Raw genomic sequence first — 11,595 nt, forward strand, 5'->3', positions numbered from 1 at the left:
GCCCCGGTCGGGGTTGACGAATTCGCGACTGCGGCGTAAGGGCAACAGCATCACGTGGCGATTTGTTACCGGATTGCGGGCCACGCTAAACAACACCGCTAAAAGGTCAGGATGAAAGGCCCCTTTCGCTTGACCGCGTCTGGGGTTTTTTTGATGCGCCTTGGGGATCGAGGCCGAAAGGAATGACATGAGCGAGAGCTGGAACAAACGCACCCAAGCCGTCCATGGCGGCATCCGTCGCAGTCAGTATAATGAGGTCAGCGAGGCGATTTTTCTGACCCAGGGCTTCGTCTATGACACCGCCGAACAGGCCGAGGGCCGGTTCCTGGAATGTGGCCCGGACGAGTTTATCTACGCGCGTTACGGCAACCCGACCGTCTCGATCTTTGAGCAGCGCATTGCGGCGCTGGAAGGGGCCGAGGACGCGTTTGCCACCGCCTCGGGCATGGCGGCGGTCAATGGCGCGCTGACCTCGATGCTGAAGGCCGGGGATCATATCGTTTCGGCCAAAGCTCTGTTCGGATCCTGTTTGTACATCGTCGAAAACATCCTGACGCGTTTTGGCGTCGAGGTGAGCTTTGTGGACGGCACCGATCTGGACCAGTGGAAGGCCGCAATCCGGCCTGAAACCAAGGCGGTGTTCTTCGAATCCATGTCGAACCCGACACTGGAAGTGATCGATATCGAGGCCGTGGCCCAACTGGCCCATGCGGTGGGTGCTCTGGTTGTGGTGGACAACGTGTTTTCGACGCCTGTGTTCTCGCGCGCGATCGATCAGGGCGCGGATGTTGTGATCTACTCGGCCACCAAGCACATCGACGGGCAGGGGCGCGCGCTGGGCGGCGTCATTCTTGGCACGAAGGACTTCATTCGCGGCACGGTCGAGCCGTATATGAAGCACACCGGCGGTGCGCTGAGCCCGTTCAGCGCCTGGATCATGCTGAAAGGTCTGGAAACCATGGCGCTGCGGGTCAACGCGCAGGCCGCGTCCGCGCAGCAGATTGCCGAGGCGCTGGAAGGGCACCCGGCCTTGGACCGGACCCTGTACCCCGGACTGAAGACTCATGCGCAGAACGATCTGGTGCAGCGGCAGTTGGGTGGCAAGGGTGGTACTGTCCTGTCGCTGGACATCAAGGGGGGCAAGGATGCGGCGTTTGCGTTCCTGAACGCGATGACGATCCCTGTGATTTCGAACAATCTGGGTGACGCCAAGTCCATCGCGACCCATCCGGCCACAACCACGCATCAACGTCTGAGCGATGAACAGAAGGATGAGTTGGGCATCACACCCGGTCTGATCCGCCTTTCGGTTGGGCTTGAGGATGCAGGCGATCTTCTGGCCGATATTCAGAACGCGCTGAAAGCCTCGCAAGGTTAACAAGGCGCTGCCGGAGGCCTGTCAGCCCCCGGATTTACTCTGCTGAATGGTTGTCAGCTACATTCGCGGGCGGTTTTTGACTGAAAATGCCGCAAATGCGTCACTCATTTCGATCCGGGCTGCTATTGCACGCGTAGTAGGTTTATCTGGCAAATAACTTGCCGTGGTATATATCAATGACGACCAATCGAGGAACCTCAGTCCATGAATGTTCACCCGCGCGACATTGACACCCCGGATCGTGATGAAGCTGCTGCTGCCCTGAAGGTGCTGCGGAAATGGGCCGAGACTGCGTCGTCGCTGGAAATCTCGCAGCTTGATCCGGCGGTTGCGCGTCTATTGCCGGGGACGGGTGCGGTGAATTATCCGACCCTTGCGCGGGACTATCCCGATGGCTTTGCCGTGGACACCGCCTATCGCGCATCGCTGCCCGATCTGCAAAACGGCCCGTCCAGTCTGATCCGTGGCGCAAAGCAACAGATTCAGCATGTGGGGATTTCCAATTTCCGCCTGCCGATCCGATTCCACCGCAAGGACGGTGATGTTCTGACGCTGGAAACCTCGATCACTGGCACGGTCAGCCTTGAGGCCGAGAAAAAGGGCATCAACATGTCCCGGATCATGCGGTCTTTCTACAAACATACCGAGCGGACGTTCAGTTTCGAAGTGATGGAATCGGCGCTGAGCGATTATCTGACCGATCTGGACAGCTTTGACGCGCGTATCCAGATGCGGTTCTCCTATCCGATCAAGGTGAAAAGCCTGCGGTCGGGGCTGGAAGGGTACCAGTATTACGACATTGCGCTGGAACTGGTGGAACAGAACGGCGTTCGCCAGAAGATCATGCATCTGGACTATGTCTATTCGTCCACGTGCCCCTGTTCGCTGGAGCTGAGTGAACATGCAAGGTCTCAGCGCGGGCAGCTTGCAACGCCACACTCGCAACGGTCGGTCGCCCGGATTTCGGTTGTCGTGGATCGTGACGCGGATTGCCTGTGGTTCGAAGACCTGATCGAACTGTGCCGCCGCGCGGTTCCGACCGAAACACAGGTCATGGTCAAACGCGAGGACGAGCAGGCGTTTGCCGAATTGAACGCCGCCAACCCGATTTTCGTCGAGGATGCCGCGCGTCTGTTCTGCGCCGAGCTGCTGGCAGATCACCACGTCGGCGATTTCCGCGTGATTGCCAGCCATCAGGAAAGCCTTCACAGCCACGATGCGGTATCGGTTCTGACCGAAGGGCCGACATTCGAATCGGCCAGCCTTGATCCCAGATTGTTTGCGACTCTGTTCCACGTGGGATGAACCGCGGCCGGTAAGCGGCTGAAAATTCATCGCATAGTGCGACTACCAGCGTTTTTTCGCCGCAATGCAGCAGAAATGCTGCAATTGCGCAGTCGTTTGAGGTATGGATGGTCCTGAATGCAGCTGCGGCACGCCTGCGTACTGTGTGCGTGCCGCCCCGGAGGGACACCGAGACGTGCCACGCCTTGGACTGCAATACCCAACCTGCCGCCCGAGCGATCGGAGCGGGGCGGGTCTTACACTCTCACAGACCTGGCTGCATCGCTACTACAGGAGAGACATGTAATGAATCCGATTACCCAACCGCTGGAACTTCAGGCAGCGGCGTTTCGCGTGGCAGGTTACGCCATGGTGAGCCAAATCAAGATCATGCAGATCATGGCGCGTTCGGCGTTGGAACTGCCCATGGCCCCGGTCCACGCGTTGCACAATACGGCATCCAAACCCGCTCCGGCAGAGGCCAAGCCCGTTGCGACCAAACCGGTTGCCAAGCGTGCAGCGGCGACCCCGGTCAAGAAACCTGCGGCGGCCAAGCCCAAATCGGCACCTGCGGCCAAGTTTACCGCGAAACCACGCGCTGTGGCCAAACCGGCTGTGAAGCCCGAAGCTGAGGCGAAAGCACCCGGCAAAGCCGCAGCGCCCGCGCCGAAACTTGCGGCACCTGTTGCAAAGACCACCGAGGCAAAGCCGGCACCCGCAAAGCAAGCTGCAGCGAAACCTACGCCGGAAAAAACGGTGGTGGTCAAAACTGCGCCCAAGACTCCGGCTGCCAAACCCGCCCCACGCAAAGCAGCGGTCGCAAAAACCGCGCCCAAGGCCAAAACTGCCCAAGCGCCGAAACCTGCGGCCAAGCCTGTTCAGGCGGCTCCGGCAAAAGCGCCCGAGACGGCAAAACCTGCCGCTTCCGAGGCGCCTAAGCCGCAGGCACGCCGCACCCGGGCGCCTTCAAAACCACCGGTGATGCCGCAACCTGTTGCAAAATCCGACGAGTAATCGCGGATCATCGGCTTGACACGGTCGGGCAGGCGCGCCAACGCTGCGCCTCATGATGGACATTCGCCCGGTCGGATATGTGATTGGCTTGCTGGTCGCCATTCTTGGGGCGACCATGCTGTTTCCTATGCTCGCGGACCTGATCGAAGGGCGCGGCGAATGGTATGTATTCCTGGAAAGCGCGATCATCACCATGCTGACCGGGTCGGTTCTGGCCATGAGCTGCTCGAACGGGGTGGGCGAGGGGCTGACCATCCGGCAGACCTTTGTGCTGACAACCGGCGTCTGGGTCGCGCTGCCGGTCTTTGGCGCGATCCCGTTTCTGTTCGGTGAAACGGAACTGCGCTTTGTCGACGCGTATTTCGAGGCGATGTCCGGCCTGACGACCACAGGCTCGACCGTAATATCCGGGCTGGATGATCTGCCACAGGGCCTTTTGTTGTGGCGCGGCATCCTGCAATGGTTGGGCGGCATCGGCATCATCGTTGTCGCCATGGTGTTCCTGCCCGAGCTGCGCGTGGGTGGGATGCAGATCTTCCGCTCGGAAGGGTTTGAAACCATGGGAAAAATCCTGCCGCGCGCGCAAGAGATTGCGGGCCAGATTTCCCTGATCTACGTGTTTCTGACACTGGCGTGCGGACTGGTGTACGCCAGCTTCGGGATGAGCTTCTTTGACGCCACAGTTCATTCCATGACCACCATCGCAACGGGTGGCTTTTCGAACTACGATTCCTCGTTCGCGACCTTCACCGGTCCGGCGGAATATGCGGCCTCGGTGTTCATGATCCTCGCCGCGCTGCCGTTTGTCCGCTATGTGCAATTGGCCAACGGCAAGACCAACTCACTTTGGCAGGACAGTCAGATCAAGGCGTTTCTGGCGACGATCTTCGTTCTGGTCGTTGTCATGGCCGTCTTCCTGATGTCCGTCTTTCCGCACCACTGGGAGCGCGCCTTCCGCGAGTCGCTGTTCAACATCACCTCGATCATCTCGGGCACCGGCTATGCCAGCGTCAACTACATGACCTGGGGCAGTTTCCCGGTGATGCTGTTTTTCCTGATCGGCCTGATCGGCGGCTGCGCGGGCTCGACCGCCTGTTCGATCAAGGTGTTCCGGTACCAGTTGCTGTTTGCATCGATCAAAACTCAGATCCGGCGCATCCGGTCCCCGCATGGGGTGTTCATGCCGCTTTACGACGGACGCCCTGTCAGCCGCGATGTCCTGACTTCGGTTATGAGTTTCTTCATGTTCTTCGTGTTGTCCATGGGCGTCCTGTCCTGGGCGCTGGCCCTGACCGGTTTGGATTTCATAACATCGGTCTCGGGGGCGGCGACAGCACTGGCCAACGTGGGGCCGGGGCTGGGCGATCAGATCGGTCCGGCGGGTAATTTTGCCGGGCTGAACGACTCGGCGAAATGGCTGCTGACCATCGGCATGCTGGTCGGACGGCTTGAGTTGCTGGCCGTTTACGCAATCTTCACCGTTCAATTTTGGAGAAGCTGATGAAAAGAGCTCTTGGCGCGCAGATCTCGCATATGCTCAGGGATCGTGGCGTTGACGTGATCTTTGGTATTCCCGGAGTTCACAATCAGGAAATGTACCGCGGCATCAAAGAGGCCGGGATCAACCATGTTCTGGCCCGGCACGAGCAGGGGGCAGGCTTCATGGCCGACGGATATGCGCGCGCGACGGGCAAGCCGGGCGTGGCTTATGTGATCACCGGGCCGGGTCTGTGCAATACCATGACGCCTATGGGGCAGGCCTATAGTGACTCGGTGCCCATGCTGGTTCTGTCCTCTTGTCTGGACGAGACACACGCGCAGCGGGGGCAATTGCATCAGATGAAGGATCAGCAAGGGGCGGCGGGTACAGTCGCCGATTGGTCCGCACAGGCGAATACCGCGCAGGCCGCCTATGGCTTGATCGAACGCGCATTTGAAGAATTCGAACTGTCGCGGCCCCGCCCCAAGCACATTCAGGTGCCGATCGTACAGCTTGAGGCGGATGCCGATCCGGCCCCGTTTCCGAACCAACCCGCGCTGCGGACCAAGGCTTTGCCGCCGGATGTGGCGCCGGTAGTGTCCTTGCTGAACATCGCGAAACGCCCCTTGTTCATTCTGGGTGGCGGATGCCGGTCGAATGACTGGCGGCAGATTTTGACGCAGGTGGGTGCGGCTTGTTTCACCACCTATGCCGGACGTGGCATGGTTGGCGCGAACTATCCCCTGGACTTCGGCTCGATGTTGCCGCGCCCCGGCAGCGCCGAGGTGATCACCTCGGCCGATTTGGTCATCGCAGTGGGGGCTGAACTGGGTGAGGTTGATCTTTGGCGGAAAGAGCTGGGGCACTCGGCCACTTTGATCCGCGTCGATCTGGACCCCGAGGTGCTGTCAGACCATCACCGCGCTGCAATCAAGATTCAGGCGGATAGCACAAGCTTTGCCCGCGCCCTTTGGGTCGCCACCGAAGACGCGAATCCGGCCACGGGCTGGACGCAGGAAGAGGTGGCCGAGGCGCGCGCCCGTTGGCGGGCCGAGGTTGATGCCGAACGTCCGGGCATCGTACCGATCCTTGACGCTCTGCGCGCCACGATGCCCGCCGACACGATGATCTATTCCGATATGACCCAGTTTGCCTATGTCGCGAAAGAGGTCTGGGATATGGCCTATCCCCATCACTGGCACCACCCAACCGGCTTTGGCACCTTGGGCTATGGCCTGCCAGCGGGGATTGGCGGGGCTGTGGCGCGGCGAGGCAAACCAACCGCTGTGATCGCCGGGGATTACGGGTTTCACTATACGATGCAGGAACTGGGCGTCGCGGTCGAACTGGGCCTGTCGCTGCCGATCATCCTGTGGGACAACGGCAAGTTGAAAGAGATTGAGGACAGCATGGTCCGCAGTCAGATCGCGCCGAATGCGGTCGTGGCGCGCAATCCCGATTTCTGCAAACTGGCCGAGGCGTTTGGGGCACGGTCCGCCGCGCCCGGCACTCTGGCTGCACTGCAGGAGGCGGTGAAGGCCGCGTTCGATGCGCCGGTTCCAACGCTGATCCACGTCACGCCGGAGATCCTGAAATAAGAAAACGCCGCAGAAATCTGCGGCGTTTCTTTTTCTGCGGATAGGGCTGGGATCAGTCCCAGCAATGAACCAGAACAGTCATTCCCGTTGCGCGGCGGTTCAATTCGTTCGGCGAGATTTGCGTTGCCTCTTCAGGGCCGGACTGACCGGAAACGCCTGCCTGTGTCAGAACGTCCGTCAAACGGTCCGCGGTCGCCGCAAGGCTGACCGAGGCGGGCAGGGTGCGTCCTTCGGTGGGTGTCGGCAGCAACATGCCCACCACATTGCCGCTGTCGTTGAACACGGGGCCTCCGGCATCGCCGGGCTGGGCGTTCAGGGCCAGACGTTTGACCCCTTCTTCACCGTTCAGACCACGAACATCCGCGATTTGCCCATAGGTCAGGGTCGGGGCGCCCAGTGCGCCCTGATAGGAATACCCGGACACCGCCACTTCGGACTGAATGCGCGGTGTGCCTGCGCTGAAGGCGGCAACGCTCATCGGGGCCAGGCTTTGGTTGGGGCGCAAGACAGAAACACCCAGATCGGTATCGGTCCAGGCGACCTGAACCTCCTGATCGCCATCCAGTGTGATCCGGGTGCAATTGTCCGCTGCCTCGGACACGGTCAGCACCGCGCCGCTTGTGTCGGCAAAAAAGCCCGAGCGGGACAGGCGCGGTTTGCGCACTTGCAGGCCCGAAACCAGATCGATCCGCTGATCCAAATTGGCCCCGGCGGTTGCGTCCAGAACCGCGTCGGTGGTCGCAAAGCTGGACGCCATGGCCGCCAGAACGCGCAGGCGGCGCGCCTCATCGCCTTCGGGCCAGACCAGCGTGAATCCTTTGATCCGCCCGTCGTCCAGCTTGGCTTGCGTGAACGAAACAACGCCATTGCCGCGCCCTTCCAGCGAGAACCGGTCGCCGCGCAGCTCGCGCGGGCCATCCAGCGGTACGATTTCCAGCGATTGCATCACCTCATACAACGCGCGCAGCGTGGATCTGTCGCCTTCCTGAGAAATCAGCAGCGCCTTGGCTCCGGTATCCGAACCAGACTTGAAATGGGCAAAGGGGGCTTCGTAGCGATCAAACGCCAATGCCTGCAAAGGCATGTCCATCGCAATACCGGCCTTATCGTCCACATATTGCGCCATGCCAACGCTGATCAGCGGCGCGTTGTAGTCATCAATCAGCGCCTTGCGCTGCAAGGTGGTCAGAACGCCTGTCGGCTCATAGCCGTTAAAGCGCTGCCAGTCGCCCATCGACCGGCGGGTGCCTTGCCCGAATGCTCCGTCGATGGTCGAGTTATAGAACCCTGCGGCCTGTAGCGCGGTTTGCAGGTCCTTCCGTTCCTGCGCGCTCAGCAGCCGTTCGGATTGCAGCGCCTGCGCGCGGGTTTCGTCGGACGCCTGCGGTGTCACCTCGGACAGGTTTTGTTCCGGCTGCGGTTCGGGCTCTACCGGTGGTGTGGCGATTCCACGGTCCAGCAGGTTGGCGCCGACCGGCCAGAACTGCTGACCAAAGGCGCTGGAGAATGCGATGAAGCTGTCGCGGGGGATTTCCCCTTCGGCGCGGTAGACGCGCAGAACCTGTTCGGCATCGCTGCGGGCGTAAGGCCCAATGACGATGGCGTACCAGCCGCTGTTCAGACGAAACCCGTTCACATCGGGCAGGGCGCTGGCGTAAACCTGCGCGCGCTCCTGCGCCTCGCGCAAGGAAGGCTGAGCCTCGACCTGTACCCAAACGCCCTGGTCTTGCTGAGCGGATGCGGCGTGCAGGCCGAATAGAAGAAACAAAAGAAATGCCGTTAAAACTCGTGTCATTGTCTGCCCGTTTATGCAGTGTTGGTGCTTTGGCGCAGAATACGCGATTTCGTCCTTCAAATGCCATGGCGGGAATACGGGGAATTTACGGTGTGGCCGTGCAGATACAGCATGGGGCCATTGGCCCGTTGACGCCCCTTGGCCCCTTGCATAGGAAGGGCAAAACCGACCGGAACAGGGCGCAAGCGACGCCCAAAGGGAATGTCATGACCGAACCGTCCAGCGCACCTCGTTCTTTTCAGGAAATTATCCTGCGGCTTCAGACCTATTGGGCGTCCAAGGGCTGTGCGATCCTGCAACCCTACGACATGGAGGTCGGGGCAGGGACCTTCCATCCGGCGACCACCTTGCGCGCGCTGGGATCCAAGGCCTGGGCCGCGGCCTATGTGCAGCCCTCGCGCCGCCCGACCGACGGGCGGTACGGTGAGAACCCGAACCGGTTGCAGCATTACTACCAGTATCAGGTGCTGATCAAACCCAGCCCGCCGGATCTGCAAGAGCTGTATCTGGGCTCGCTGCAGGCCATCGGCATCGATATGGACCTGCACGACATCCGGTTCGTCGAGGATGACTGGGAAAGCCCCACCCTGGGCGCCTGGGGGCTGGGATGGGAGGTCTGGTGCGACGGGATGGAGGTCAGCCAGTTCACCTATTTCCAACAGGTCGGCGGCCATGACTGCGCCCCGGTCTCGGGCGAGCTGACCTATGGGTTGGAACGTCTGGCGATGTATGTGCTGGGCATCGATCACGTGATGGACATGCCGTTCAACGACCCGCAATCCCCCAGTCCGCTGACCTATGGCGACATCTTCAAACAGACCGAAGAGGAATACGCCCGCTGGAATTTCGATGTCGCCAATACCGAGGTCCTGTTGCGCCATTTCGAAGAGGCCGAGGCCGAATGCGCCGCCATTCTGGCGCAGGAACATGACGATCCGAAAACCGGCAAGCGCATCATCATGGCGCATCCCGCCTATGATCAGTGCATCAAGGCGTCGCATATCTTCAACCTGCTGGACGCGCGCGGCGTAATCTCGGTGACCGAACGGCAGGCCTATATCGGGCGCGTGCGGGCCCTAGCCAAACAATGCGCGGATGCCTTTGTTCAGACCGAGGCCGCAGGGCACGCGGCCTGATGCGTCCAACGGGAAACACGACCTCAAGGGTCACAGGGATTTGGTGACCTTGGCCTGAGAGTTGGACAGCGGGCGACGGGCGGACTGTACTGTCCCGTAGCACGCGCTACCTCTGCAATACCTGAGAAAGACTGCGAACGAGGGACCTTCAAAACATGACTGGCAAATTGCTCGCCATCCTTCTTCTGGTGTCCGCCGCGCTTGCGGGCGGCGGGATGTATTATTTGCAGGTCTATGGGTTCTATTACGATGTCGCACCATCGCCAGGTGAGGACGTGGCGCTGCTGGTCGACGGGGCCGATGCACCGGTTGCGATCGAATATTCGGGTTTTCAGGCGATCGACGCCGACAGTTCTCCGATCCGGTTTCGGGCCTGTTTCGACACCGATCTGACGCTGGATGAGTTGCAATCGACGTACCAGTTGGCGGACGAGGCGACCCCCCTGACCGCGCCGGGCTGGTTTGATTGTTACGATGCGGTCGCTCTGGCAGATGCTCTGAAATCCGGTCAGGCGCAGGCATTCATCGGGCAGAAGAATATCCACTATGGTGTGGATCGGATCGTGGCTGTCACACAGGATGGCAAAGGTTACATCTGGCACGCGCTGAACAATTGTGGCGAAAAGGCCTATGACGGCACCGTTGTAGGCGAAGAATGCCCGCCTCGGCCTGAAAGTTAAATCGCCATGGACGCGCAGACCCTGCAGATCCCGGATTTTCTAACGGCGACGCTGGGCTTCGCGGTCTACTTGATCGGGGCCGAGGTCAACGCTCGGGTCGCGGCGCTGCGCCAGTTCAACATCCCCGAGCCGGTGACCGGAGGTCTGTTGGCGTCTCTTGTCGTTCTGGGGCTGTTTCTTCTGTTTGATCTGGAACTCAGCTTCGGCCTCGCGGCCCGTGATTTCCTGTTGGTTGTGTTCTTTGCAGGGATCGGCCTGAATGCGCGGCTGTCTGATTTGATTGCAGGCGGCAAGCCACTGTTTTTGCTTCTTGTTCTGACGCTTGCGACCATCATCTTCCAGAACGTGATTGGCGCTGCCGGAGCGGTGACGTTCGGCTATCCCGCGCAGGCCGGGGTGCTGTTTGGCTCAGCCTCCCTGATCGGCGGGCACGGAACGGCGATAGCTTGGGCCTCGGATGTGGCCGAAGTGACTGGCCTGGACGGTGCGACCGAGTTGGGTGTCGCGGTGGCGACCCTTGGCCTTGTTCTTGCCGCGCTTGTCGGCGGGCCGATTGCGCGGGTTCTGGTCGAGGGCCGAAACCTACAACCGGCGCGCCCGGATGAGGAACACACAATCGGCCTTCCCGATGATGCGGACGAGCGCAATTCCAAGATCGATCACCTGACGATCATGCGCGTCCTTCTGCACCTCAACCTCGCGATCATCTTCGGATATGTGCTGAGCGAGGCGATCACGGCCGCCGGGCTGAAACTACCGCTGTTTGTTCCGTGCCTGATCATGGGAATCGTGATCGCCAATCTGCGCGACTGGATTGCCCCGAATGCACCGCAAGTGTCGCGCACACCTTCGCTGGCACTGATCTCGGAATTCTCGCTGGGCGCGTTTCTGGCCATGTCGCTGATGAGCCTGCAGCTTTGGACAATCGCGGAACTGGGGCTGGCCATCGTCGTCATCATGACTGCGCAAACCCTGTTTGCCGTCGTCTTTGTGATCTGGGTTCTGTTCCCCGTCATGGGCTCGAACTACCGCGCCGCCGTGCTTGCAGCAGGGTTCGGGGGCTTCGCTTTGGGCGCAACCCCCACCGCTATCGCCAATATGACCGCCGTAACCAAGCGATATGGCCCGTCGCCTATTGCCTTTATCGTGCTGCCCCTTGTATCCGCATTCTTTGTGGATATCGCCAATGCCATCGTCATCCAGACGATCGTTTCATTCTAAGGACCGAAA

The 11,595-nt window shown here is 60.5% G+C and carries 9 protein-coding genes and 1 riboswitch; of the genes, 8 read left to right on the forward strand and 1 reads right to left on the reverse strand.

The features are described from left to right. Nucleotides 1–44: 44 nt before the first annotated feature. Nucleotides 45–122, forward strand: a riboswitch (SAM riboswitch). A gap of 65 nt (nucleotides 123–187) precedes the next feature. From metZ to ACR0C9_RS04060, 5 genes are all read left to right on the forward strand, one after another. After that, nucleotides 188–1,378, forward strand: coding sequence for an O-succinylhomoserine sulfhydrylase (gene metZ, locus ACR0C9_RS04040; protein WP_480780435.1), 1,191 nt, complete (start codon nucleotides 188–190; stop codon nucleotides 1,376–1,378). Nucleotides 1,379–1,582: 204 nt separating this feature from the next. Beyond that, a complete protein-coding gene (folE2, locus tag ACR0C9_RS04045; protein WP_170621607.1) occupies nucleotides 1,583–2,683 on the forward strand; it encodes a GTP cyclohydrolase FolE2 in 1,101 nt (366 codons plus the stop codon). 285 nt (nucleotides 2,684–2,968) lie between these two features. Next, the gene (locus ACR0C9_RS04050) at nucleotides 2,969–3,676 is read left to right on the forward strand and encodes a hypothetical protein (protein WP_170451467.1); all 708 of its coding nucleotides are present in this window, start codon (nucleotides 2,969–2,971) and stop codon (nucleotides 3,674–3,676) included. A 52-nt stretch (nucleotides 3,677–3,728) separates the two neighbouring features. Beyond that, nucleotides 3,729–5,177 (forward strand): TrkH family potassium uptake protein, encoded by a 1,449-nt coding sequence (locus tag ACR0C9_RS04055; protein WP_170451465.1) that lies wholly within the window; start codon nucleotides 3,729–3,731, stop codon nucleotides 5,175–5,177. Beyond that, the gene (locus ACR0C9_RS04060) at nucleotides 5,177–6,754 is read left to right on the forward strand and encodes a 5-guanidino-2-oxopentanoate decarboxylase (protein WP_480780436.1); all 1,578 of its coding nucleotides are present in this window, start codon (nucleotides 5,177–5,179) and stop codon (nucleotides 6,752–6,754) included. The genes ACR0C9_RS04055 and ACR0C9_RS04060 overlap by 1 nt, the downstream gene beginning before the upstream one ends. Before the next feature lie 52 nt (nucleotides 6,755–6,806). Here ACR0C9_RS04060 and ACR0C9_RS04065 read toward each other — a convergent pair whose 3' ends face one another. Then, complete coding sequence (locus tag ACR0C9_RS04065) at nucleotides 6,807–8,549, reverse strand: serine protease (protein ID WP_480780437.1); 1,743 nt, start codon at nucleotides 8,547–8,549, stop codon at nucleotides 6,807–6,809. 206 nt (nucleotides 8,550–8,755) lie between these two features. On the opposite strand from ACR0C9_RS04065, the gene ACR0C9_RS04070 reads away from it, so the two are divergent. The 3 genes from ACR0C9_RS04070 (at nucleotide 8,756) to gltS (ending at nucleotide 11,586) form a co-directional block, all read left to right on the forward strand. Then, nucleotides 8,756–9,685: a glycine--tRNA ligase subunit alpha gene (locus tag ACR0C9_RS04070; RefSeq protein WP_170453078.1), complete on the forward strand. Its 930-nt coding sequence runs from the start codon at nucleotides 8,756–8,758 to the stop codon at nucleotides 9,683–9,685. Nucleotides 9,686–9,840: 155 nt separating this feature from the next. Beyond that, nucleotides 9,841–10,365 (forward strand): DUF6446 family protein, encoded by a 525-nt coding sequence (locus ACR0C9_RS04075; protein ID WP_170451459.1) that lies wholly within the window; start codon nucleotides 9,841–9,843, stop codon nucleotides 10,363–10,365. Between the two features lie 6 nt (nucleotides 10,366–10,371). Next, nucleotides 10,372–11,586, forward strand: coding sequence for a sodium/glutamate symporter (gene gltS / locus ACR0C9_RS04080; protein WP_480780438.1), 1,215 nt, complete (start codon nucleotides 10,372–10,374; stop codon nucleotides 11,584–11,586). Nucleotides 11,587–11,595: the final 9 nt, after the last annotated feature.

The sequence above is a fragment of the Ruegeria sp. C12 genome (assembly GCF_056537745.1).

Bases quoted from the DNA above. Each gene is read 5' to 3' on its own strand.
- metZ (WP_480780435.1), top strand. From the start codon at position 188: ATGAGCGAGAGCTGGAACAAACGCACCCAAGCCGTCCATGGCGGCATC.
- folE2 (WP_170621607.1), top strand. From the start codon at position 1,583: ATGAATGTTCACCCGCGCGACATTGACACCCCGGATCGTGATGAAGCT.
- ACR0C9_RS04050 (WP_170451467.1), top strand. From the start codon at position 2,969: ATGAATCCGATTACCCAACCGCTGGAACTTCAGGCAGCGGCGTTTCGC.
- ACR0C9_RS04055 (WP_170451465.1), top strand. From the start codon at position 3,729: ATGATGGACATTCGCCCGGTCGGATATGTGATTGGCTTGCTGGTCGCC.
- ACR0C9_RS04060 (WP_480780436.1), top strand. From the start codon at position 5,177: ATGAAAAGAGCTCTTGGCGCGCAGATCTCGCATATGCTCAGGGATCGT.
- ACR0C9_RS04065 (WP_480780437.1), bottom strand. From the start codon at position 8,549: ATGACACGAGTTTTAACGGCATTTCTTTTGTTTCTTCTATTCGGCCTG.
- ACR0C9_RS04070 (WP_170453078.1), top strand. From the start codon at position 8,756: ATGACCGAACCGTCCAGCGCACCTCGTTCTTTTCAGGAAATTATCCTG.
- ACR0C9_RS04075 (WP_170451459.1), top strand. From the start codon at position 9,841: ATGACTGGCAAATTGCTCGCCATCCTTCTTCTGGTGTCCGCCGCGCTT.
- gltS (WP_480780438.1), top strand. From the start codon at position 10,372: ATGGACGCGCAGACCCTGCAGATCCCGGATTTTCTAACGGCGACGCTG.